Source organism: Streptomyces sp. NPDC059788 (genome assembly GCF_042732265.1).
Taxonomy (GTDB): Bacteria; Actinomycetota; Actinomycetes; order Streptomycetales; family Streptomycetaceae; genus Streptomyces.
Genome location: NZ_JBHWHY010000071.1, coordinates 14,850 through 38,487 on the forward strand (window position 1 = coordinate 14,850; position 23,638 = coordinate 38,487).

Annotated in this window: 19 protein-coding genes and 3 pseudogenes; 10 read left to right on the top strand and 12 right to left on the bottom strand. The window is 68.0% G+C overall.

Features of this window, described 5'->3' with window-relative positions; genetic code table 11:
* Nucleotides 1-24 precede the first annotated feature (24 nt).
* The gene (locus ACFV57_RS39175) at nucleotides 25-1,677 is read left to right on the top strand and encodes a carboxylesterase/lipase family protein (protein WP_385242892.1); all 1,653 of its coding nucleotides are present in this window, start codon (nucleotides 25-27) and stop codon (nucleotides 1,675-1,677) included.
* Between the two features lie 1,324 nt (nucleotides 1,678-3,001).
* Here ACFV57_RS39175 and ACFV57_RS39180 read toward each other — a convergent pair.
* A pseudogene (locus ACFV57_RS39180) lies at nucleotides 3,002-3,640 on the bottom strand (IS701 family transposase); the annotation flags it as partial.
* Nucleotides 3,641-3,797: 157 nt separating this feature from the next.
* Nucleotides 3,798-4,163 carry a VOC family protein gene (locus tag ACFV57_RS39185; RefSeq protein WP_046929261.1) on the bottom strand — a complete coding sequence of 122 codons (366 nt, stop codon included), beginning with the start codon at nucleotides 4,161-4,163 and terminating at the stop codon, nucleotides 3,798-3,800.
* A 96-nt stretch (nucleotides 4,164-4,259) separates the two neighbouring features.
* Between ACFV57_RS39185 and ACFV57_RS39190 the strand changes: the two genes are divergently transcribed.
* On the top strand, nucleotides 4,260-5,225 hold the full coding sequence (locus tag ACFV57_RS39190; protein WP_385242895.1) for a helix-turn-helix transcriptional regulator: 966 nt from the start codon (nucleotides 4,260-4,262) through the stop codon (nucleotides 5,223-5,225).
* Between the two features lie 68 nt (nucleotides 5,226-5,293).
* Here the strand turns inward: ACFV57_RS39190 and ACFV57_RS39195 are convergent, their stop codons facing one another.
* The 4 genes from ACFV57_RS39195 to ACFV57_RS39210 all read right to left on the bottom strand — a co-directional run bounded on the left by ACFV57_RS39195 (nucleotide 5,294) and on the right by ACFV57_RS39210 (nucleotide 8,601).
* On the bottom strand, nucleotides 5,294-5,926 hold the full coding sequence (locus ACFV57_RS39195; RefSeq protein WP_385242897.1) for a hypothetical protein: 633 nt from the start codon (nucleotides 5,924-5,926) through the stop codon (nucleotides 5,294-5,296).
* An 87-nt stretch (nucleotides 5,927-6,013) separates the two neighbouring features.
* The gene (locus ACFV57_RS39200) at nucleotides 6,014-6,676 is read right to left on the bottom strand and encodes a hypothetical protein (protein WP_385242900.1); all 663 of its coding nucleotides are present in this window, start codon (nucleotides 6,674-6,676) and stop codon (nucleotides 6,014-6,016) included.
* A 346-nt stretch (nucleotides 6,677-7,022) separates the two neighbouring features.
* Complete coding sequence (locus ACFV57_RS39205; protein ID WP_385242903.1) at nucleotides 7,023-8,165, bottom strand: NAD(P)/FAD-dependent oxidoreductase; 1,143 nt, start codon at nucleotides 8,163-8,165, stop codon at nucleotides 7,023-7,025.
* Nucleotides 8,166-8,235: 70 nt separating this feature from the next.
* Nucleotides 8,236-8,601: a hypothetical protein gene (locus ACFV57_RS39210; protein WP_385242906.1), complete on the bottom strand. Its 366-nt coding sequence runs from the start codon at nucleotides 8,599-8,601 to the stop codon at nucleotides 8,236-8,238.
* A 6-nt stretch (nucleotides 8,602-8,607) separates the two neighbouring features.
* Here ACFV57_RS39210 and ACFV57_RS39215 point away from each other — a divergent pair, with 6 nt between their 5' ends.
* Entirely contained in the window at nucleotides 8,608-9,357 is a 750-nt protein-coding gene (locus ACFV57_RS39215; protein ID WP_385242908.1) for a helix-turn-helix domain-containing protein, read from the top strand.
* A gap of 130 nt (nucleotides 9,358-9,487) precedes the next feature.
* Here ACFV57_RS39215 and ACFV57_RS39220 read toward each other — a convergent pair.
* Both ACFV57_RS39220 and ACFV57_RS39225 read right to left on the bottom strand, forming a co-directional pair.
* A pseudogene (locus tag ACFV57_RS39220) lies at nucleotides 9,488-9,850 on the bottom strand (transposase); the annotation flags it as partial.
* 257 nt (nucleotides 9,851-10,107) lie between these two features.
* Complete coding sequence (locus ACFV57_RS39225; RefSeq protein ID WP_385242910.1) at nucleotides 10,108-10,338, bottom strand: hypothetical protein; 231 nt, start codon at nucleotides 10,336-10,338, stop codon at nucleotides 10,108-10,110.
* A 629-nt stretch (nucleotides 10,339-10,967) separates the two neighbouring features.
* Here ACFV57_RS39225 and ACFV57_RS39230 point away from each other — a divergent pair.
* From ACFV57_RS39230 to ACFV57_RS39250, 5 genes are all read left to right on the top strand, one after another.
* Nucleotides 10,968-11,300, top strand: a complete 333-nt coding sequence (locus ACFV57_RS39230; protein ID WP_385242912.1) for a hypothetical protein — start codon at nucleotides 10,968-10,970, stop codon at nucleotides 11,298-11,300.
* Entirely contained in the window at nucleotides 11,300-12,067 is a 768-nt protein-coding gene (locus ACFV57_RS39235) for a rhomboid-like protein (RefSeq protein WP_385242914.1), read from the top strand. The genes ACFV57_RS39230 and ACFV57_RS39235 overlap by 1 nt, the downstream gene beginning before the upstream one ends.
* Before the next feature lie 184 nt (nucleotides 12,068-12,251).
* Nucleotides 12,252-14,444: an MMPL family transporter gene (locus ACFV57_RS39240; protein ID WP_385242916.1), complete on the top strand. Its 2,193-nt coding sequence runs from the start codon at nucleotides 12,252-12,254 to the stop codon at nucleotides 14,442-14,444.
* Between the two features lie 86 nt (nucleotides 14,445-14,530).
* Nucleotides 14,531-15,718 (top strand): sensor histidine kinase, encoded by a 1,188-nt coding sequence (locus ACFV57_RS39245; RefSeq protein ID WP_385242918.1) that lies wholly within the window; start codon nucleotides 14,531-14,533, stop codon nucleotides 15,716-15,718.
* Between the two features lie 23 nt (nucleotides 15,719-15,741).
* Nucleotides 15,742-16,419: a response regulator gene (locus ACFV57_RS39250; protein ID WP_385242920.1), complete on the top strand. Its 678-nt coding sequence runs from the start codon at nucleotides 15,742-15,744 to the stop codon at nucleotides 16,417-16,419.
* Nucleotides 16,420-16,649: 230 nt separating this feature from the next.
* Here the strand turns inward: ACFV57_RS39250 and ACFV57_RS39255 are convergent, their stop codons facing one another.
* Nucleotides 16,650-18,131 (bottom strand): hypothetical protein, encoded by a 1,482-nt coding sequence (locus ACFV57_RS39255; protein ID WP_385242923.1) that lies wholly within the window; start codon nucleotides 18,129-18,131, stop codon nucleotides 16,650-16,652.
* A 100-nt stretch (nucleotides 18,132-18,231) separates the two neighbouring features.
* On the opposite strand from ACFV57_RS39255, the gene ACFV57_RS39260 reads away from it, so the two are divergent.
* Together ACFV57_RS39260 and ACFV57_RS39265 are read left to right on the top strand one after the other, a co-directional pair.
* Nucleotides 18,232-19,374, top strand: a complete 1,143-nt coding sequence (locus tag ACFV57_RS39260) for a sensor histidine kinase (RefSeq protein WP_385242925.1) — start codon at nucleotides 18,232-18,234, stop codon at nucleotides 19,372-19,374.
* Nucleotides 19,371-20,027, top strand: coding sequence for a response regulator (locus ACFV57_RS39265; RefSeq protein ID WP_385242927.1), 657 nt, complete (start codon nucleotides 19,371-19,373; stop codon nucleotides 20,025-20,027). Before ACFV57_RS39260 ends, ACFV57_RS39265 begins: the two co-directional genes overlap by 4 nt.
* Before the next feature lie 382 nt (nucleotides 20,028-20,409).
* On the opposite strand, the gene ltrA is transcribed toward ACFV57_RS39265, so the two are convergent.
* The 3 genes and pseudogenes from ltrA to ACFV57_RS39280 all read right to left on the bottom strand — a co-directional run.
* Entirely contained in the window at nucleotides 20,410-22,149 is a 1,740-nt protein-coding gene (ltrA, locus tag ACFV57_RS39270; protein WP_385242930.1) for a group II intron reverse transcriptase/maturase, read from the bottom strand.
* Nucleotides 22,150-22,884: 735 nt separating this feature from the next.
* On the bottom strand, nucleotides 22,885-23,289 hold the full coding sequence (locus ACFV57_RS39275; protein WP_385242933.1) for a recombinase family protein: 405 nt from the start codon (nucleotides 23,287-23,289) through the stop codon (nucleotides 22,885-22,887).
* A gap of 4 nt (nucleotides 23,290-23,293) precedes the next feature.
* Nucleotides 23,294-23,638: pseudogene (locus ACFV57_RS39280) on the bottom strand (ISAzo13 family transposase); the annotation flags it as partial.

Genomic DNA, 23,638 nt, shown 5'->3' on the forward strand with positions numbered 1-23,638 from the left:
GATGGGGCTCGGAGAGGAGTCGTGTTGAGCAAGGATGTCGTCGTCACCGCACAAGGCAGCCTGCGGGGAACCCGGGAAGACGGGGTCCGGGTCTTTCGCGGAGTACCGTTCGCGGCCGCTCCGGTCGGGCCACAGCGCTTCCGCCCACCCCAGCCCGCACCGACCTGGCAGGGCGTCCGCCCAGCGGTCACGCCCGGGCCCGCTTCGTACCAGTTCAACGGCACCAACGAAGAGGAAGTCAGCCGTCTCATCGCCGAGCTCGATCCCGGCGTCCCCGGGATCATGGCGTGGCCGTCCTACACGAACACCACCTACCGTCACGACCACGCTGCCGAAGACTGTCTCTATCTCGACATATGGGTCCCGGACACAGGTGCCGACCTCTCGCGTCTGCCCGTCTACGTCTACTACCACGGCGGGGCGAACGCGGTCAGCTCCGGCTCCTTCACCCTGGAACGCGGGGCGCAGCTCGCCCGCACCCAGCAGATCATCGTCGTGCGCCCCAACTACCGGCTCGGCGCACTGGGTTGGGTGCACTTCGGCCTGATCAGTGACGCCTTGTCCGAGGCAGTCAACCTGGGCCTGCAGGACCAGGTCGCCGCGCTGCGCTGGGTGCACGAGAACATCAGCGTGTTCGGCGGCGACCCCGACAACATCGCCATCGGGGGCGAATCGGCCGGCGGGACAGCCGTATCGCACCTGCTGACCTTGCCTTCGGCCCAGGGCCTGTTCCGCCGGGCAGTGATTCAGTCGCTGTCACCGTTCAACCCCTGGTGCACCCAGCAACGCTCCGACGCCGCATCGGTTGCCCGCCGCTACCTCGACCTGCTCGGCCTCGACGATGCCGCCGAACTGGCTGACATCGACCCCGACCGGCTGCTGGCCGTCCAGAACATCCTGACGCGCTGGTTCCCGCCGGACGCGCCCGTGGCGTGGCGCCCCCTCGGTGGTGTCGTCGACGGCGACTGGATTCCGCACATGCCGTCCCGGCACCTTGCAGAAGATTCCCTTGATCTCGACGGGAAAGAAGTCGTCATCGGGTTCGCAAAGGACGAGTGGCTTTTCTTCCGCGGCCATTCCGATACCGTGCGCGAGGGCACCCGCGATGATGTCCTCGCCGTACTCACCCAGATTTTCGGCGACCACGCCGCAGGCGTATATCGCGCCTACCAGCAGCTCTACCCGGACCACACGGCGCCGGGACGCATCCTGTCCGACATCATGTCGTTCGCGTTCTTCAAGTTCTCCTCGCTGCGCATCGCGCAGAACATGGCGTCGCAGAACATCCAGGTACGGGCCTTCCAGTTCTCCTACGAACTGCCCGGGCTCGGCGGCGCTCTGCACGCCGTGCACACCGGCGACATCCCTTTCCTGTTCGGCAACCACACAGACGCAGACCTGGCCTGGTGGCCCGCCTTCGACGGCATCGACCGCGACGAACTCGCCCGCGTTTCCACCACAGCCATGAACCTCTACGGCGCCTTCATCCGCGGAGAGGACCCTGGCCCTGCCTGGCCGCGTTTCCACGCCGCACAACACAACCCCGTGCTCTGGCTCGGCCGCGACATCGAACCTCGCCCCGATCTCCTGCAAGGCGATCTCAACGCGTTCACCACACACGGCATCAACGATGTGACCGCGCTCGAAAATATCCTCGCCAGGAATCTCCGGGAGTGAATCGGCACGAATTTGAACCAGCCAACGCGACAAGTCGAGTTCTGACACCGCACCGCACGGCGATGGAATCTCGTGCGTCCGGGACTGTGTTTCCGTCGCAAACTTTCCCTGCCGGCGCACAACCCAGCAACCCTTCAACGGAGCACAATTACACGTATCCGCCGAATATGACCCCGCGATGTCTATGTTCGGTACATGCCGGATACCGGAGTGGCCAGCTACGCCCAGTGGCGGCACTTGGCATGAAGCACTCCGAGCTGAGGTGAACCGCGCCAACGCGGGAAACTGTGGGAGACGCTAGTGACCTGAGTCAGAGATTCGTCGGCAGTAGGCGGCGAGTTTGTCGAGGATCTCGTCGGCGGACTTCGTCCAGACGAACGGTCTGGGGTGCTGGTTCCAGTCGGTGAGCTAAGTGTTGTCCCGTAGATCATTTACGGGACAGCACTTAGTTGGTCCGTGGCTGGTCCGGATCTTGGTACCAGCCACCAGGAGGCGGGGATGGGGGACGGGCGGGAGGGCCGGCCATCCAGACCCGATCATTCGAGGGTTTGGAACCCTGGGGCATCAGAGTGAAATCTCCGGTGTGGTGGTAGCTCGGCCATTGGTTCGCTACGGTGGGCGCACTTGGCCGACGCCGCCAACTCTGGACACCCGTGCCGACCTGTGGGTGCCCCATGAGAACGCCGTCCTTGCGTACGCGCAGGTTATTCACCGGTCTCTGAACGTCAGTATGTCAGCACGAGCGCACCTCTTTAGCCGGGTCGGCGGCGTTGAAAGGGGAAGTGCGCAATGTACTGCAACGCATCACTTGCTACGGCGGTCAACCAAATCAATGGTGAGCCGCGGGAAAAGGCCCGACGCCGCATCGCCGAGCTGAACCGCTGGGACCGGCTGATTCCCTCGGCCTCGGACCGCCAGGCGCTCCTGGAGTCGCTGTTCTGGCAGGCGCTCGGCACGGTAGAGGGCTGTGTCCGCCCGCTGGGCGTGGTGTCTACGACCCCGCATGCCTCGCGCCTGGATCTCAAGGTTGAAAACGAAGCCATCCTCGCCTCGCTCTTGGCGCTGCTGCCCTACCGCGATCGCCGTGGAATCTGGCGTGGTGTGCGCGACGTCCGCGCTCGCTCGGAGGGAAACCGTATTCACTTCGAACTCGTCTGCCCCAGGGTGTCGCTCAGGTGGCGCGATCAAGACCCACAACCGCAAGTCTTGGTGAGCGGCTTCAAGTCGGCCGTGCTGCCGGCCCGACTTCAAGCACATGCGGACGCTCTCACCAGCCAGGGATGCATGCCCTCGTGGGACCCGCAAGCCTTCCCCTACGAGCAGCGAGGCGGAAAGCGGCAGTGTCCCCGTAGCCGCCGTCGGCGACGGCCAGTGGCACGTCGATGCCCCAGGACCGTGTCTCGTCGACCATGTCCAGGGCCAGCTGCCACTTCTCGGCATGGCCGGTGCCGGCGGGGATGCCGCACTTTGCGCGGCGGGCCACCTTGACCGGATCGGCTTTCGGCGACGCCGGGTCCCAGGACTGCGGGAGGAACAGACGCCAGTCGACGGCGGCCGACGCGTGATCGGAGGCCAGGTGAAGGGACACGCCGGCCCGGCAGTTGGTGACCTTCCCCGCAGTGCCGGTGTACTGCCGCGTCACACACGCCGAGGCATCACCGTCCTTGAGGAAGCCGGTGTCATCGATGATCAAGGCGGTCGGCCTGATGGCCTGTTCCATCTTCCAGGCGAGCCGGGCCCGTACGTGTGCCGGGTTCCAGGGGCTGGTGGTGATGAAGTGCCCGAGGGCCTGCCGGTTGCCGTCCACGCCGAGCCGGGCCGCCATCGGTTCCACCGACTTGCGCTGCCCGTCCAGCAGCAGCCCCCGCAGATAGATCCCGCCCCACCGGCGCTGGTCCCGGCGCGCGAAGGGCTCGAACACATCCGCCGCGAAGTCCTCCAGATCACACCGGACCGCAGCCAGCTCCTCAGGCGTCACAACCGATCAACGGACGAACCGATCATCAGGACACGCCACCGACAACCGAACCTGACCAAGCCCTACTAGACAGGCTGAAAAGCTGGCCATGGTGTGTGGCCGGCCCTTCAGCTTGGAGATATGCGGGGAGGGATAGTGCAGGTCAGTCGACCGGGGAGACTCGGATGAGGTTGCCGTCAGGGTCCGTAATCACGAACGTGCGGCCGAAGACAGCATCGTGCGGCTCCTGCACAACGTGGACTCCCTTCGAGGCCCACCTCGTGAAGATCTCGTCAATCGCCTGCGACGGCCCCGGCACCATGAGTCCGATCTCTGTCGTACGAGGGAGGCTCGGGACCGCGTGCTCGCTGTAGCCCGTCCACAGTGCGAACAGGACACCGGGGGCAGCTTCGAAGGCTACGTAGTGGGGACTGGTGAAGGTCGGTTCGATCTCGAACAGGTCGCTGTAGAAGGCGGTGGCGGCCTCGGCGTCGCGGACGCCGATCAGGAACAGGTTCGGTGCGGGCATGGAGTGCTCCTCAACTCGTTGATTTCTCGGTCCAGCACCCAGTGGATCACCCAATCGCGACGGAACCTGTCACCTTTTCTGAGAACATGGGTAAGCATGAAGGCTTCAAGGCTCCTGCATCTCCTGCTGCTCCTGCAGACCCGTCAGCGGCTCACTACCACGGAGCTCGCCGCGCGTCTTGAGGTGTCCCGGCGGACTGTGCTGCGGGACGTCGAGGCGCTATCGACAGCGGGCGTGCCCGTCTATGCCGAACGTGGGCGGAACGGCGGGATCGTCCTGCTCCCCAGCGCACGGCTCAGCACATCCCATCTGGAACCACCAGAACTGGAGGCCCTGTCCGTGGCCGGCTTGGACAGCGCACTACGTGAGCGAATGGGCCTAACTGCGGTGTGGGAGTCGGCCGAGCGCAAGATCGCCGCCCGCCAGGCTGCAGCACCTGAGTCGTCGAGCCCGCTGCGGCTGGCTGACCTTGTGCTTGTCGACAGCACCGCGTGGTTTGCTGCCCCCGAGGCAGCGGTCGAGGTATCGGATCTGGCCTCGACCCTGCGACACCGGCGACGTCTTCGAATCCTGTACCGGCGCAGCGCCGAGAGCCATGCATCGACACGGGTGGTCGACCCGTACGGGATCGTGGCGAAATCAGGTCGCTGGTATCTCGTCGCCGATGACCAGGGCGACAGCCGGCTGCTCGCTCTGGAACGACTGTCGGCCTTTGAACAGCTAGACGCACCAGCCGTGCTCCAACCAGGCGAAACCCTCCGCAGCAGATGGGCCGTGTTGAAGAAACGCACTGAGGAGCAAGATCGCGTGAGCGTGACCATCCGCCTGCCGGAAAAGGGTCTCGACCTGGCGCGGCGCATCCTCGGCACCCGCATCCACCATGTCTCCGACGCGGAAAAAGGCTCGTGCGTCGTCGTCGTGCGCTACCCCGACATCGAGTCGGTGCGTCAGCTTCTTCAGTTCGGCGACCACATCGAGGTGCTCGCCCCTGAGGCGGCCCGCGCACGCATCAGTCAGCTCGCCAGGGACCTGGCTGACAGACACTCAACCCCCGCATCGTGATTGCCGATCAGGTCCCCTGTTCACCATCAACGTGCCCGGTCAGTACAGCTAGCGGCCCCGGGAATGGCTCATTGCTGCTGCCCTCTGACAAGCGCAGTGGGCAGTGATGCGCTGAGGATCAGGTCACGCGGCAGCGCCAGTTCGAAGCGCTGTTCCAGCACGGCGAGAGAGGCACGGTGCGCGGTGTCCCTCTTTTCTTCCTCCGGGATTCCGGCCGCGATGATGTCAGCGCGGATGAGGTCGGCGCCGGGGCCGGTGATCTCCTGCGACCAGGTGTACATGTACATATCGAAGCCGCACACATAGCGGTCGTCGTGGAAGTAGGCGAATGCGGGGGGCGGGACCTTCGGGTTCTGCTTTTCGTAGTAAAGCTCGAAGACGTGGGCCCCGCCCCGGGATGTCCCGTCGTGGTACGCGGGCCCAAGGACGGACGGCCAGTGGCCGTAGGCTATGGCGAAGCCCAGGCCGGCGTGGTCGCCGTAGCGGACGGCGATGCTGTCGGTGTCGCCGCGCTCGGCGTCGAGCCTGTCGACGAGCTCTTCGGCCTGCGGCCCGGTGGTGGCCTGGACCGGTAGCGGGCCGCCGGTGGCGGCGAGGCGGGCGGCGAGCTGCTCGCCGGTCAGCCCTCGGGCCAGCTTGATGCAGTAGCCGAGCCAGGAGATGTTCCCGTCGGCTATCCATGTGATCCCGCCGGAACTCACTGGGTGTCTCCGTTCCCGGTGCGGCGCGGCCCGGGGCGGCCATGTGACCGGCCCCGAACCGCACGTGCGGTGTGCGTCAGTACCGTGCTACCGGATGTCGCACTTGATCGTCGGCTTCGAGGCATCGCACCTGTCGAAACCCGGCGTTCTGACGAAATACGCGTCCTGATCGATCACCCGGAGCGCCTTGGTGAACGTGGGGAAGCGGCTCATCGAGGTGGAGTTGACCCACCCGGACATCGCGGACCGGCCGCACACTTCGGACCACGTCGGGGCGGCCGTGCGCTCGTCATCGTACAGTCGCCACGTGCCGTCCGGCTGCTTGGTGGCGTAGGTCTGCGCGCACTTGTCGCCCGAGGTGACCTGGTTGGTGCCGCCCATGTCGGAGGGCATCCCGCCGCTGTTGTAAGTCGCTGCGAAGGTGAACTCGTCACAGGACGGTTTGTCGCCGGCAGAGATGTCGGTCACCGGTGCGGTATCCGGGTGGCCGGATGTGGCGGCCCAGCCGTCCGGGCAGATGACTTTACGGTTGGCGTCGGGGTCGCGGCCGTATTTGTTGCGCTCACCGTGCTCGCCGGTATCGCCCCTGCGGTCGGGGAGGTGGCTCAGCGGTGCACCTTTGCGGATTTTCGCCTGGATCAGCCAGGCGTGCGCGGCAGCCGCCGGGGTCTTGGCGGTGTTGAACACATAGCCGGGCACGTAGTCCCGGAACACGCAGCCCGCCGGGGAGTAGACCATGTCGCAGCGCACGTACACCGGGTTGCCGAAACGCCCTTTTCCGGCCCTGCGGCCGGCCGCGACGACGGAGCATAGTTCCCGTCCTCGCGCGGAGCCGTATTGTCTGCGGCAGATGCCACGCCGGGGCCGAGTAACAGGGCCGCGGCGGTAACGGCGGTGGTTAATCGGGACAGGCGGCGTCTTCTTCTCGTCGTTCCAGACACGCTGGATGGTCCTTTCAGACCCTGTCCCGCGCGCGGAGCTGGAGGACGGCTTCGGCGCCGTCGAGTCCCCAGCGGGCGCTTCCTCAGGTGTTGGTACGGGGGCATGAGCGGACCTCGTGAGGTCGCAAGATCGTCCCTGCGGTAGGCGGGTTGGCTCAGGAATCCGGCTCATCGCTGCCTGGCTCGCCGCGCGGCCCGGAGCGTACGGTGCTTCGTACGACAGCCTCTTTGAAGGCCGCCGCGGCGCGTCCTGTCAGGACGAACCTGCGCGGGCGGTCGTCGGCGTGGGTGAACTGGACGACACCGTCACGTCGGCCAAGGCTGATGTTGGTGAAGGCGTAACCGATCCGAACGGGCCCGGGGTCCCGATCTGCCAACCGAGCCGCAATGACATCGGCCACGCCGCGGCCCATGGGCAGGGCTGCCTGGCAGGACATCCGGCCCGATGCCCCGTCCGCCGACACCCCGGCAGCCGCATCGCCGGCGGCGTATATCTCAGGGTGCGAGACCGAGCGCAAAGTGGCGTCGACGAGCACCCGGCCGCTCTCGTCTGTGGCGATGCCCGCCGCGTGGGCCAGCTCCGGCGCGCGGAACCCGGTGCACCACACAACGGCGTCAGCGGCGAACGACGTGCCATCGCGGGTGTCCAAGCCGTCCTCCCGCACCGCCGCGACGGCGGACTTCGGATGCACCGAGACGCCCAGTCGGCAGAGAGCGCGCCGCAGGTGGGTCCGGGCTCGCGGCGCGAGCCCGGCGCCAACGTCATCGGCACCGGTGAACAGCCGGATCCGCAGGTCGGGATAGCTCTCGGCCAGTTCCGAGGCGGTTTCCAGCCCGGTCAGCCCTCCGCCGACCACCGCGATAGTGCCGCCGGAGGCCATCTCGGCAACCCTGTGCCGCAACCGCGTCGCCTGCTCAGGGCCGGCGACAGAGTACGCGTGCTCGACTGCCCCCGGGACATCGTCGAGCCGCGCCTGGCTGCCCACCGCGTACACCAGGGTGTCGTAGCCGATCGTTCGGGGCGCGACGTCCAGACACACGGTCCGGCCGGTGGTGTCGATCGCGGTCACGTGCCCGACGACCAGTTGGACCGGTGTACCGCTGAGCTGTTGACGCAACGGCAGCTCCGCCCATCGCTGCCCGGCGGCGAGCTGATGGAGCCGGACCCGTTCCACGAACCGGTCCGAGGCATTGACCAGCGTGATGGTGACATCGTTGCGGCGCAGCTTGCGGGCGAGGCGCTTGGCCGCCAGCAGACCGGCGTAACCGGCACCCACGACAACGAGGCGATGACTCATGGCATGACTTCCTCTGTGACTACGGGCGGCTTCGGCGCCGCCTCGGACCATCGGCCCCCGCGCATCGGTGTCAGGACCTGGCCACCGCAACCGCCCAGGCGATGTACAGGACGTTCACCACCAGCCGGGCCACCGCACCGGCCGGCCGCTCCAGGCGCCGGGGCCGGTCCGGCCGCGCGCGACGCAGCGCGTCTACGTGGGACATCAGGTAACAGGTGATCAGGACGGCGGCGGCCCAGCCCCCGGCCGGCCTGCTGCACGGAACCAGCACCAGCACACCCACCACGACCTCCGCCGCCCCACTGACGGCCACCAGGAGCCGCTCTCGGCCGAGCCATGCGGGTATCAGCGTGCGGAAGTAGCCGGGGGTCAGAAAATGCATGACCCCCGTGACGACCAGGAACACCGCCAAGGCGGCGGCAGCGGTAGCGTGCATGGCACGATGATCCGTTCACCTCGCGCCTGGACACTTGAACAAAACGATCGCCGCATCGTCTTCGCCTCCACCACCGAGGCGACGATGTTCGCCGAGTCCCGTCCGTTCAGCGTCTCCCAGCACCGGCTGCCCGCGTGGAAAGCCGTGCTGCCGATCGGCGGGCACGCCCAACTCCTCCAACCGGGGCGGCCCATGGTGGCGGCGCCCGGGCTGATCGTTCCGCCCCAGCTGGCCCATACCTGCGCGGCGACCTCGCCCTACATCGCCCTGTTCATCGACCCCTGGCTGTTGCCTTCCGGCCCCGGGCCGATACGGCTCGACGCAGGCGAGGTCCGCCGCCTGCTCGCCGCGCTCGGCACCACCGATTCCCACGGCCCCGCCACCGGCGTGGACCTGACCAGCGGATATGCCGAACTGCGGACACTCGCCGGGCACCCGGCCCCGCTCGATCCGAGAGTCGCCCACGCTGTCCACCTGTGCACGTCGCGCGATCCGGACATGCCCATCACCTCCATCGCCAACGAGGTCGGCCTGTCGGCCCCGCGGCTGCGCGCCCTGGTACGCCAGGACGTGGGGATCGCGCTTACCCGCTTGCGCCGATGGGGCCGGCTCCGTACCGCGATCGCCGACCTGCCGGATTCGACTGCCGCCCTGGCCGCAGCCACCGCTGGCTTCGCCGACCAGGCGCACCTCACCCGTACTGCCCGGGACTTCATCGGGCGCACGCCCGCCTCTCTGCAACGCGCTGCAACTTAGGGCGCCTATGACAGGTCGTCGCACACCGTACTCCTGAGAGCTCCGACGGCCCCGGCTCTCCCAGCTGCGCTCGACCGACTTCACAGTGGGGACGCATGGCTGTACTTGACTGGCCGCGTTCAATGTACGCCGACACGTCTCGGCCGCGATAGGCGATCCGGCTCGCTCGCACTGGATCGAACACGCAGGTCAGCAGGCGACGGTGGTCCCTCTCCCGCCAGGTCCGCGGCTGCCCTTCCGGACCGGCCCGCAGCACGGGCAGATCGGCCAGCTTGGCCGCCTTCGGCCGGCGGGCACGCCGGTACGCCTCCTGGTCCGCGGCGGTGGCCCGGTACAACTGCCGGCCGCCGTTGCGCGCGATCTCCCGGGAGACGGTCGACGGCGGCCTCCCCAGGCGGGCAGCGATGTGCCGGGCGGACTCGCCCGCCGCTATGCCGCGCGAAATCTCCTCGCGGTCGCCCGGGGTCAGGTGCCGGGCCGAGCGCCTCTGCGGCGCCTGGTGCGCTTCGAGGTGCCACCCTCGCTCCATACGCGATGGTCTGAGCGGGCGACGGTGGCCACGCGCACGTAGCTTCGGTAGGCGTGGAGGCGGCAAGAGCAGTGATCCGCTTCCGGTCAGCCCTGCGTGGGCCTTCGTACGCGGAGTCCTATTAGGGCTGGGCGGCGCGTTCGTCGAGAGGCTGCCGACCGTGGCTCGGCGTCCGTGGGCCGCAAAATCTCAGGACGCCGTGTGTGAGTCGGAAGCTGGTATCAGTTCGGACGGCAGAACCGGCGGCGGCCCATCCGCTTGATCGCTCCAGCTGCTTCCAGTCGTGCCAGGTGGTAGGCGACCGAGGAGGAACTGGACAGGCCGACCTGCCGCCCGATCTCACGGATCGGCGGCGCCTTTCCGTACTCGGCGATCCACTCGCTGATGCACCGCAGGATGCCCAGTTGCCGATCGAAGGTGGAAAAGCTGTCGCACAGCGGTTGTCGCCCCACCGGGAAGGTTGCTTCACGAGCCCGGCACAGAGAATCACGCGGCGAGACCGGTCTCACAGCCCCGCCAAGCGCCCGCGACCGGCAGTCGTGGGTCGACGCGCGGGATGCCGCCGCGCAGTCGTGCGAAGCAACGGCGGGTCTGGTCGAGCTATGGCGCGTACGTCCCCTGGGGCGGGGCTGGGCGGTCCTGGAGGCGCTGCCGCCATCTGGTGATCATGTGCAAGGCGCCCGTCCGGCCTGATGGCCTCGGGCTGCGGGGCTGTGGTCATCAGCACCGGGCAACCGCCCACCGTCGTCATGCGCGCGTCGACATCCGCCCGCGTCGGGCCTGCCGGGCTGCCGTACGCGAAGAGGGCAGCGGGCGCCCGTTGGTCCGGCAGACGTGCAAGGAGTCGCACGGTGGCCGAAGATCCGTGACTGGCGCCTACGCCATCCGCAGTACGAAGAAGTGTCCGCGTACGGCTGACGACCGGGGGCCGGCTGCACCGGAGCATGGCCCGGGAGACGAACGACGAGCCCGCACACGCGCCCTCAGCCCTCGGCCGCTGGGCACGGTCACGGCTCCCGCCGTTGCACGACTGCCCCGGCACGCGCCGGTACCCGATCACGTCACCGAGGAGAAGACCACCATGGCCATCCGCGTCGTAGCCTCCGGTGACACCCCGCTTTCTTCGCGGGCCACCCATGTCCTTGTCGCCCGGTTCCTCAGCGCACCCGAGCAGGCCGCCGCGGCCGGGCCCGTCGGCCTCGACGACGTCGCCACCCGCGAACGGCAGGTCATGGCTCTGGCCGCCGCCGAGAGCCTGTCCTATGCCGAGATCGCCGGGGGACCCGTCGTCGGCCCGCTCACCGTGCGCACCCCCATCCACCGCACCATGACCAAGCCGCACACCCGCAACCGCACCCGACTCGTCGCGGTCACCTACGGGTGCGGACTCGCCGGGACCACTCCCGGTACCTGATGCGCAGATCGTTCACCCACCTCGCCGGGTACGCGCGCCGCTACGGTGCCTACGTTCGCCGGGCCCCCGGCACTCACCTGTGGCTCCTCCTGCTCCTGGCCAGCACGGAAGTCGTCCGTCACGCCTCTGCGGCCACCGCCCACCGCATCCTGGAACTGCACTCGACCAACCTGCACCACCTCGCTCATGACCCGGCCCGCGTACTGATCACCAGCGCCTGGTACCTCGCCGGCGGCAACTGGCTGTTGCACTTCGCCCTCTACAACCTCTTCCATGTCCCCCTCGAGCGCCGGCTGGGCACGTTCCGCTGGCTCGCCGTTGTCCTGATCACCCACATCGGCGCGACCTACCTCAGTCAGGGCGCCCTCGACCACACCATTCACCTGGGGCAAAGCCCTCAGGGCGCCGAGCACACCCTCGATTACGGGGTCAGCTACGCCCTGGCCGGTATGCAGGCCGTGCTCACCTACCTGATCGCCCGGCCCTGGCGTTACCTCTACGCCGCCGCCCTCGTGCTCGTCTACGGCATCGCGCTCGCGGTCGACCGCGACTTCACCGGCGTGGGCCACCTGGACGCGGTGCTCCTGGGCTTCGCCTGCTACCCCCTGGTCCGAGGGCGCACCGGCTACTGGAATCCCGTTACCTGGTCACGCGCGCAGCTCGGACGCGCGAGACGCGCACCGGTGCTGTCCGCCCCCAGGAAGCAGCCGGTCCGCTCGTCCAGGCCGCAGCGGGGGAAGCCGCCGTACCGGTCGTGTCGCCGCTGAGCATCGGCCAGGGATATCGGAGCCGGATGAGGGTGTTGTGACTGCTCCTGACGCCTGCTGCGAGCGCAGTAGACGCGAGTGTCTGCGGGAGGCCGACGACGAGAACTCCCGGGCTCGCGAGAGTGAGGTGGGAACCGGCAGTACCCGGTTCCGCTGTGTGATGTACCCCTGGAAAGGTTTGCCGATGTCCCCTCTCGCCCGCTGGTGCCACCGGCACCGGCTAGCCGTCGTCGCGGCTTGGGTCTGTCTGTTGCTCGCCCTTGGCGGTGGCGCCGGTGCGGCCGGCAGCGCCTTCGGCAACAGCTCGTCCTCCCAGAACACCGACTCGGCCAAGGCGACGGCCCTGCTGCAGAGCGCTCACGACAGTGCGGCGGGCAAGAGCGGCAGGGTCGTCTGGCAGGTGAACGGTGGAAAGGTCACCGACCCCGCGATCGAGCGGCAGATGGCCGAAGCGCTGGAGCACGTCGCCGACGCTCCCGGCGTCGCATCCGTGACCAGCCCTTTTACGGCTGCCGGTCAGGGGCAGCTCAGTAAGGACGGCAGGACCGCTTACGCCACGGTGTCGTTCGAGCGGAGCGCCGCCGACGCCCAGGTCGACCATGTCAAGGAGCTCGCGACCGCGCCGGATTCGGCGTCCTTGCGCATCGCGCTGAACGGGCAGGCGTTCACCGTCAACCCCAAGCCGAACGCGGCAGCCGACACTATGGGCATCGTCTTGGCGTTCGTCGTGCTGCTGCTCGTGTTCCGGGCGGTGTGGGTCGCCGCGCTGCCCATCATCACGGCGATCGCGGGGGTGGGCACCTCTGCCGTCGTGGTGATGCTGCTCAGCCATGTCGTCACCCTCTCGGACACCACGTTGATCCTCGGCTCGCTGATCGGGCTGGGCGTGGGCATCGACTACGCGCTGTTCATCGTCAACCGGCACCGGTCCAACTTGATGGCGGGCATGAGCGTCGCCGACTCGGTCGCCAAGTCCCTGAACACCTCCGGCCGTGCTGTGGTCTTCGCCGGGCTGACCGTGGTCATTGCCCTGCTCGGCATGCTCACCCTGAACGTCGGCATCATCAACGGCATGGCCATCGGCGCGGCCATCACCGTGGCACTGACCGTGCTGGCCGCCATCACGCTGCTGCCGGCGCTGCTGGGCCTGATCGGTTCGCGGGTTCTCAGCCGCAGCCAGCGCCGTGCCCTGATCGCCTACGGGACGTTCGGTGCACCTGGGAACGGTGTCTGGGGCCGGTGGGCTGAACGGGTGCAGGCCCGCCCCAAGGTGCTGGGTCTGATCGCTCTGGTTGTGCTGGCGGTGCTCGCCCTGCCGACGCTGACGCTGCGCATGGGCGCGTCCGACGACGGCAACCTGCCCGCGTCCTCGACGAACCGGCAGGCGTACGACATGATCGCGGACGGTTTCGGCCCCGGCTTCAACGGCCCGCTGGCCCTGGCTGTGCAGGCCCCCACCGCCGCCGACCGGGCGGCCGAGGCGAAGCTGGTCACCACCCTCAAGCAGGTCGACGGGGTCGCCGGGGTGTCCGCCGCCCCCATGAAGGACGGACAGCGGGTCGGCGTGATCTCCGTCGTGCCGACGACGTCCCCGCAGTCCGAGGAGACCTCCGACCTGATCCACCGTCTGCGCACGGACGTGCTGCCGCAGGCGGAGCAGGGCACGTCCATGAAGGTCTACGTGGGCGGCCTCACCGCGAGCAACGACGACTTCGCGTCGGTGCTGATGGCCAAGCTGCCGGTGTTCGTCCTGGTGATCGCCGCGCTCGGCTTCCTGTTGCTGACCGTGGCCTTCCGCAGCCTGCTCATACCTGCTGTCGGCGCACTGCTGAACATCCTGAGCATCGGGGTGGCGTTCGGGGCGATCGTCGTGGTCTTCCAGTACGGCTTCGGCGCGAGCCTGCTCGGGCTCGGGGCCGCCGGGCCGATCGAGTCGTTCGTGCCCATCCTGGTCGTCGGCATCATGTTCGGCCTGTCCATGGACTACCAGGTCTTCCTGGTCAGCCGGATGCGCGAGGAGTGGGCCCGTACGGGGGACAACCGCCGCGCGATCCGCGTCGGCCAGGCCGAGACCGGCAAAGTGATCGCCGTCGCGGCCGCCATCATGGTCTGTGTCTTCGGCTCGTTCGTGTTCGGCGGCATGCGCGTGATCTCCGAGTTCGGTGTGAGCCTCGCGGTGGCCGTGGCGCTCGACGCCCTGTTGATCCGCATGATCGTCGTACCCGCGCTGATGCACCTGTGCGGGCGGGGCAACTGGTGGCTGCCCCGCCGCCTGGACCGGGCGCTGCCGCATGTGTCGGTGGAAGGCCCGTCGGAGAAACCTGTCGGGCGGCCCGGCAGGGACCGTGAGCCGCAGACAGCCGGAATCGCCGGCTGAGACCCGTCGACGGAGTGCAGAGTGCACGGGCCGGGCCGCGGAAGTCGCTCGTCCGCGGTCCGGCCCGTACTGCATACAGTGAAGGGATGCAGGTGACAGCCGTGTTCCGGCAGTGGTTGACCCGTCATGAGCGGATCAGGGACGCGCTCCCGGCCGTGCTGGTCATTCTGGTCGGTGTGGGGGCGAGCGCCGTGGGTGAGGGGTGGTCCGGCTGGCACCTGCCCCGGGCGGCCGGGGTGGCCTGGACCGCGCTGGCATGCCTGCCCCTGGTCGTCCGCAGCCGCTGGCCGCTGCCCGTCGCCGTCGCCACGCTGGCCGTCGACCTGGCCCACATGGTCCGCGGGCCGGACTCCTCCCTGGCTCCGGCGGCGAGCCTGGTGGCCCTCTATACCGTCGCCACCCGCAGCAGCCGGCGCACCGCGTGGACCGTCGGCCTGATCGCCTCTGTCGCGATCACGGCCGTCCATGCGGTCACCGCCTCGGCCGGGCCCCTCGCGGGTACGAGCCTACTGCGGTTCGACCTGGCGATTGCGGCCACCGTCCTGGGCGACGCCGTCCGCAGCCGCCGCCTCCACCTCGCCCGGGTCGAGGAGCGCGCGGAACGTGCCGAGCGCACCCGGGAGCAGGAGGCCCGCCGCCGGGTCACCGAGGAACGGGTCCGCATCGCCCGCGAGCTGCATGACGTCGTCGCCCACCACATCACCCTGGTCAACGCCCAGGTCGGCGTGGCCCACCATCTGATGCGCACCGACCCCGACCGGGCCTATCAGGCGCTCGCCCAGATCAAGGACAACAGCCGCGCCGCGCTCGACGAACTGCGTGCCACCGTCGGCCTGCTGCGCCAGCCCGACGACGCCCCCGACTCCCGGGCGCCCCTTCCCGGGCTGGCCGACCTTGACGCGCTGGTCGCCGGCGTCAGCGCCGGCGGGCTGCCGGTGAAGGTGGTGCGCACGGGCACCCCGGGCCCGGTGGCACCCACCACCGGCCTGACGGCCTACCGCATCATCCAGGAAGCGCTCACCAACACCCGCAAGCACGCGACCGCGACCCATGCGGTGGTGACCGTGGACCACGGCACCGAGATACTCCGCATCACCGTCACGGACGACGGGCGTCCCCGCGCGGCCAACGGTCCCGGCACCGGGCACGGCCTGATCGGCATGCACGAACGCACCGTGGCCATCGGCGGAACGGTCACCGCCGGCCCCCGGCCGGAGGGCGGCTTCCGGGTACAGGCCGAACTCCCCCTCGCCCTCACCCCGCAGACCATCTGAGCCCCCTGCCCGAAAGGCCCCCGATGACCATCCGTGTCCTGCTCGCCGACGACCAGGCCCTGCTGCGCGGCACCTTCCGCCTGCTCATCGACGCACAGCCGGACATGGAGGTCGTCGCGGAGGCGTCCAACGGCAGCGAGGCCGTGGAACTGGCCCGCTCCGAACGCGCCGACGTCGTCGTCATGGACATCCGGATGCCGGAAGTCGACGGCATCGAAGCCACCCGGCTCATCGGACAGGACGAAGACCTGGCCGGAGTGAAGGTCCTGGTCCTGACCACCTTCGAGGTGGACGAGTTCGTCATCCAGGCCCTGCGGGCCGGTGCGAGCGGTTTCCTCGGCAAGGGCATCGAACCGGTCCAGCTCCTCGACGCCATCCGCCTCGTCGCGGCGGACGAAGCGCTGCTCTCCCCGGCTGCGACCAAGGGGCTGATCACCCGCTTCCTGGCCCAGCCCTCCCCGGGCCGCCTCGCCTCCCCGCAACGGCTTGCCTCGCTCACGCCCCGGGAGCGCGAGGTGATGATCCTGGTGGCCACGGGCCTGTCCAACGACGAGATCGCGGAACGGCTCTTCGTCGCCCCGGTCACCGTCAAGACCCACATCAACCGGACGATGGCCAAACTCGGCGCCCGCGACCGTGCCCAAGTCGTCGTCCTGGCCTACGAGACCGGTCTGGTCCGCGCCGGTGAGACACCGCCCTGAGGACACACGGCCGGCCGGATACGCCTCCTGGGCTGACCCACCGGCTCCCGACGTGACCGCTGGGCACTTTTCCACGTGAACTCCTCGATCGCTGCCGCGGCTTGACGGTAACTGTCGGGTAGCACGAAAGATTTCAGTGAGCGGGTCTGTGACCTGGGCGCTGAAATCTTTCGCGCGATGGCTCACGCCGGCTCGGGTACACCGGTTACCTCAGTGCCGGGCGGACGAGTTCAGCGTTTGACTCGATTGCGGACGGCTAGGACCGCGAAGGCCAGGAGGACGGGCTCCACCAGGCGGGAGGTCATCTCGATGTAGGTGCCGGCGGTGGTCAGCTCCTGGTCGGCGGAGCGGAAGACCACCGAGTTGAGGGTGACGTTCAGGGCCTTGTCGAAGCGCTCGCCGGTGAACCGGTCTCCGGTGGGGGTGCGCGGTTCGTCCTTGCCGATCTCGAAGGTCACTCGCCCGCCGCCGGGCGGCACGGTGCCGGTCGCTTCCTGCTTCGTGCCGTCCTTGGGGGGTCCGAAGACCATCAGCAGCACGATGGTGACGAGCATGGCGGCGGCGAGCCAGCCCAAAGCCCGGGAGGCGCGCAGGCCGTAGCCGGACAGCAGCCAGTAGCCGTACAGCAGTCCGCGTTCGGCGCGGATGGTGCCGGTACGGTCGTGGCGGCGCATCTCTATCTCGCCGTAGTAGAAATCTGCCGCACCCGGCTCGTTCTTGCTGTCCTCGAAGGCCTTGCGCAGCGCCCGGTACACGGGTGCCAGTTGTGCCGGCCCGACTTGCACGGCGCCGAATACGGGCACGTGCCAGCCCGGGACGGCTGTCGGCTGGCTCGCGCGCCAGTGGTGCTCTTCGGCAAGCGTGCGGCGCTGGGTGAACCGCACCAGGTGCCCCGATTGCCAGTGCGTACCGGGTGGGACCGTGTCGAAGGAGCAGGTGCCTTCCAGACGGAGCTGGTCCAGGTGCACGGTCCCGGTGAACAGGCATTCCGCGAGTCCGACGTCGGCGAGGACCAAGTGGGCCGCGTCCACTCCGCGCAGCGAGGCGATGTGTACCGCGGGGTCGGGTGAGCCAGTGAACGGCTCTTCTGTCACCTGCCGGCCGTCGAAGAGCACGAACGGGTCCGGCTCTGCCGCAATGGTGAGGGGATATTCGAAGATCGCACGGGCGAAGTCCACCGTGGCGTAGCGCAGATGTACCTCAGCCGTCGACGACCAGCGGGTCCGCCGACACTCCAGGCGGCGCGCGGCAAACGCAAGGGTCACCGGGCCGCCGAACACCGCCCCGGACAACGTGACCCGCCCGGCGCACACCAATGGCCCGAGGCTTAACGCCCTCTTGAAGGTCGCCGACCCGAAATCGGCGTCGCTCTTGAAGGTCGCCGCCCCGAACCTGGCGTAGTCCTTGAAGGTCGCCGCCCCGAACGCGGCGGCACCAAGGCGGGGGTGTCCGGTAGCAGGGTCGCGGAGAGCGTGGAGGAGGGCATTGAGAAGGAGTTCGGTGAAGGGGGTGCCGCGGTGGTCGATGTCGGCTCCGGGGGGCAGGCCGGCCAGATAGGTGCTGCGGTCGGAGCCATCCAGGTGGGCGAGGCATGCGGTGTGGCCGGCAACGTGGATGCCGGGGCAGCCGAACGGCCTTTCTGAACTGGAGTCCTGGCCACAGTGCGGCCAGCTCGGCTGAGTTGGGGGCGGTTCGGGGCTTGGCTGCGCCATACCCCGAAGGACGATTGAACGCGAGCAGCGGTTGCCGACCTCACCCCGTGTCCGCAGCACTGACGGTCCCCGACGCCTCGGCGGTCCCTAGGCTGGGTGGGTGCTTACCAACGCCCTAAGCTCGCTGTGGGCCGAGCCCCGCGCCACGGACGCTCCCGAACGGGTGTCGCGCGACTGGGTGCTGGTCGGGGTGTTGATGGTGACGGCGCTGCTTGAGGGAGTCCTCCGGAACGACGTCGCCTGGCGGCCGTTCGCGACGATCGTGGCGGTCGGACTTGCACCGGTGCTGCTGTGGCGGCGTACCCACCCGTTGGCCTGTGTCGTGGTGGCCTTCGGCACCGCGACGGCGTTGGGATTGGCGAGACTGCTGGGCGGGGCCCAGAGCGTGGGCCTGAACACGATGACCTACATCCTGGTGTTCGTCTACGCGCTGGTCCGCTGGGACTCAGGACGCGAGATCGTGATCGGGGCGGCGGTGGTGGCGGTCGCTGCGGTATTCGGCATGGTGACCGACTACACCGGGCCGACCGAGCTCTTCGGCGGGTTTGCCGTGCTGGCGACGGCGGCGGCGGGCGGAGCGGCGTTCCGCTACCGCGCCGAGAGCCGGCGCCGGGCGGTGGACCAGATCCGCAGCCAGGAGCGGGTCGGCCTCGCGCGCGAGCTGCACGACATGGTCGCCCACCACGTCTCGGCGATCGCTGTGCAGGCGCAGGCGGGCCGGGCGATCGCCGGGCAGCGACCTGAAGCGGCGCTCGAGACGCTGGCGGTCATCGAAGGGGAAGCGTCGCGGACGCTCGCGGAGATGCGGGCGATGGTCCGGGTGCTGCGCGACGGAGCGCCGGCGGAGTACGCCCTCCAGCCCGGCATCGCCGACCTGGTGTCCCTCGCCCGACGCGCCCCGGCCCCGGCCGTCGACGTGGAGTTGCCAGATGACCTGGACGAACTTCCGCCCCAGGTCGACGCGGCGGTCTACCGGCTGGCGCAAGAGGCGCTGACCAACGCCCTGCGGCACGCCCGCAACGCCTCGCGAGTGATGATCCGGGTCGTAGAGGGCGCGGGAAGGCTTCGATTACGCGTGACCGACGACGGACAGATAGACCCGGCACGGTCGGTGAACCACGGCTTCGGGCTGCTGGGGATGACCGAGCGTGTGCAGCTGCTCGGCGGCACGCTGCGTGCCGGGCCGGCGCCCGAGGGCGGGTGGACGGTCGACGCCGAACTGCCGACGAAGGTACGCCGATGACGGTGCGCGTGCTGGTGGCCGACGACCAAGATCTGGTGCGCACCGGCCTGTCGATGATCCTTGACGCGCAGCCCGACATCGAGGTCGTCGGCCAGGCCGCCGACGGCCACGCCGCCGTCGAGCTGGCGCATCGGCTCCGCCCCGACGTGTGCCTGGTCGACATCCAGATGCCCGGGCTCGACGGCATCAAGGTGACCCGGCTCCTCGCGGGGCGGGGCGTCCCGGACCCGATCGCGGTAGTGGTGATCACGACGTTCGACCTCGACGAGTACGTCCACGGCGCGCTCCGGGCTGGCGCCCGAGGCTTTCTGCTCAAGGACGCCGGGCCGGAGCTGCTCGTCCAGGCCGTCCATGTCGCCGCCGCCGGCGATGCACTGATCGCGCCGAACATCACCCGGCGGCTGCTGGCCACCCTCGCCGCCAGGGAACCGTCGAGCCGACGGACCCAACCGGTCGAGCCGCTCACCGAACGCGAGGAGGAGGTGCTGACGCTGGTCGCCCGTGGCCGCACGAACGCCGAGATCGCCGACGAGCTGTTCATCGGCTTGACGACCGCCAAGACCCACGTCGCCAGCCTGCTGACCAAAATCGGCGCTCGAAACAGGGTCGAGATCGCGATGTGGGCGTACGACACCGGCCGGGTGGAGCACTGAACCCAACCTGACGCGCATGCACGACGACTGGTTCCCGGCCGGGCGGCTGCAGCGCGACGGCCTGCAGTCGTCCCCGGTGCCGGCAGTGAGCTCAGGCGACGAACCTGGAGTCGACCAGTCAACGACTGGCCGCCGCACAGGCCAGTGGCGCTGCCCACTCGCCGAACACGAGGTCCAACCGTGCCCCAGGACCCCACCGCGCCTCCGCCCCTCCACGTCCTCGACCATGGGCTCGCCATGGGACTCGGAGTCCCGCAGTTCACCGCCCGCCGCTTCACGGCCCCGGCGTGTCGGGTAGCCGGAGCGCGTTACCGCGCCCCGGCCCCCTCAGAACCGGACTTGCCAGTCGTCCCGGCATCCGGCTCAAGCGAGCCCCAAGGGCTCACGGAACCTGCATAGTTGGCCGTCTGTCAATCTTGGCGTGGTGCATCTGATGACAGTCCGCGTGCACAAGGATCAGGTTCTTCTTCTCGTCCGTCCCGCCGTTCTTTCGATAGGTGAGGTGGTGCCTGTTGAGCCCGCCTCCCCTGAGCTGAATCCAGAACCACTCTGCCCAAAAGCGCGGGTCCTCACGCTCAAATTCAGCTCCGGCAATGAGCGCTTGCCTGCACAGTGGACACAGCCCCCTCTGTAGGTAGGCCAAAGAGAGTGCCTTCTTGTCCAGTGGCAGGGTTCGCGCTTGCCTCTTTCGGCGTTCGTTCCAGTATTCCGCGAGAGTCGCATCGTCCAGCGACGCAGATCCTCGCACCTTCACGTGTCGGATAATCTTGGTCCAGGCGAGCTTCTGAAGGTGGGCACCAGTTGCATGGTCCCCGAACACCCAGCGATCCCGCCTTTCCCTATTGAACCTGCCAAAGTACCTGTCGCACACCCAGTACCTTGATTTATTGGGGTGCCTGTACTTGGCCCACTTATAGGTGAGCGTCCATACATAGTTGTCGAGCGAGCCGAACGTCTTGCTCGACACCCCAACCCGGTAGTAGGCCGCCCATCCGCGCGTGATGGGCACAATCCTACGCAGCACCGCACCGACGTTTGCTCCCCGAAGTGAGAGCATCTCGGCACGTAGCCTTTCCTGGAACCTCTTAACGGCCTCCTTGCTCGGCTTGATGAGCAGCTTTCCGCTGTACCGACGGACGTTGAAGCCGAGGAAGTCGAAACCTTCATCAAGGTGGACCACACGGGTCTTTTCCTCGTTGAAGGTGAGGCCCCTCGGCCCTAGCCATTCACCCAGCTTTCGCCTGACTTGATGCGCTTCCTCTTCGCTGTGGCAGATCGCCACAAAATCGTCTGCGTATCTCACCAGTACCGGAGTGCCGGGCACTGCCCCGGGCTCTCGCCCGCACTGCTTTACCCCGTATTCGCACCCCGCAGCCGTTTCCAACCCGTGTAGAGCAACGTTCATCAACAGCGGGCTGATTACCCCGCCTTGGGGAGTTCCCTCTTCCGTGGCGAGGAATCGACCGTCTTCCATGACGCCGGCCTTCAGCCACCGGTGGATCAGTCCCCTGGCAGGGAACTGGCCGATGGCTCTAAGGAGGTGGTCGTGGTCGATGTGGTCGAATGCCCCTGCCAGATCCGCATCTAGGACCCACTGTCGCTTGGACCTTGCCCTGGCGACGTTGTGGATTGCCTCGATCGCGTCATGGCAACCCCGGCCGGGCCGGAAGCCGTAGCTCCGCGGTTCGAACCGGGCTTCCCACTCGGGCTCCATGGCATTCTTCACCCGCGCCTGGAGGGCGCGGTCACGGATGACCGGGATGCCGAGGGGACGCTGCTTTCCATTACTCTTCGGGATATACACGCGTTTTACCGGCCTGGCTCGCCAAGGTTGGGGCGACCGATGGATTTCGGTTGCCAGTCTTGCCCTCGATGTAGCAGTGAGGGCACGTTCCTTGTCGATCCCAGCCGTCTTACGTCCAGCGCTCTGCTGTGTCACTCGCCTCACGCTCACAAGCGTGTTGCTGAAGGACCGCAACATGAGCTTTTGCAGGTTGCGGACCTTTTTGAGGTCCCCGTCCCGTGTCGCCTTGAAGATCCGCTGCCTCAAACGTCGTACGTCATCCTCGGCCTTGGCCCAGTCGATGCTGTTCCAGTCGAGCGCGTTCGCAGGTCCGTTCATTGGGGCAGCGGAATCTAACTGGTTCGTTTCTGATCCCACGGTTACCCCCAACGTCTAACTTGTTCTGCGATTCTGATGTTTTGGCTTTGTACTTCAAGGGCTCACCTGACCCACGTGGGCGCCCTTTCGGGCCGGTCTACTCGGGACCGTATCCGGCGGGTTATGCAGGGCCGTGAGGATTTCGGTCCCCCTGCTTTCCCCTGGCCTTTCGGCCTACCGGCATTTGCTTCTTGGGTCATCCTGTTCCCGCTGGAGGGTTGGGCCTTCCTTGCGTCTGGCTTACCGGTTGGCGACTCGCCCACCGGACTCCAACGGGGTTCTCGCGTTCCACACATGCAAGATGTGACTGGATTGGGTGCCCCCTATACCCCGGGACTGGCGGTGTCCGCACCTGCTTCTAGGTCGCACAGGTTCGCCTGGCGCCTTTCAGCGCCGAGTCCTCTCTCCGTCTTCATGCACACCATCGACGAAGTGTCAGTTACGAGGCATCAACAGGGGTTCATTCGCATTCACCCGCCCAGTCTTCCCCTTGCCTGTTGCGCCTCGATGGCCAAGGCACTCTTGGGCTTGAACACTCGGCTTCACACCCCGCCGTTACCAGCGACGCATGCGAGTGCGGGGACGCGGCCTGGACACAGGCCGGGGAGGCGTCTCTTTTATCCTCTTTCTAACTATTTACCTCCACTTGTCATGTGCGACTTCGCGCCGCACCCTAGCTCAGACACCAGTCGCAAACTAGGCCCGGAAGCTCTGCGGGGCAGGGTTGAGGGTCTTGTGCACGACGCCGGCGGACACCTTGACGGCTGTGGCGATCTGGCGGATGGACTGGCCTTCGGCGCGGCGGGCGAGGATCACGCGGCGCTTGTCGTCGTCCACGACGGGGCGCCGGCCGCCGACCCGGCCGCGGGCGCGGGCGGAGCCCAGGCCGTTCTTCGTCTTCTTGATGATGTCGCGGCGCCGGTCCTCGACGAGCGCGAGCGCCAGGTCCAGGATCAGGGAGCGCTCGGTGTGCTCGCCGGTGGCGATGCCGTCCAGGACTTTGACGGCGATGCCGCGCTGGAAGAGGTCGTTGAGGACGATCAGCCCTTCGAGGAGGTTGCGGCCGAGGCGGTCGACTTCCTGGACGGTAAGGGCTTGCAGAGAATCAACATGCGGTCTTGATCTCCGTGTCGCTGTCTCCTTGTGCGAGGAAGTTCATCACGTCAAGTGGGGTGCGAAAGCGGGCTGTTGAAGCTGCGATGTCGTAGCCGTGCTGCCGGAGGAGCGGGCAGACCTCGCCGACGGCGTGGGTGATGGTCGTTCTGCCCACCTGGAACAGTTGCCCGAGGAGTTCTTGAGTGCCGATCTTCCGCGTGTAGAGGATCGCGGCCAGAATGCGGTCGGCTGCGCAGAGTGTGTCCTTGGGGCCGGCACCCCGGGCACGAAGCCGTGCTCCACCGCGTTGCTGGTGACGGATGCGTTCGCGCTGTTTGTCGAGTGCCAGGGCCAG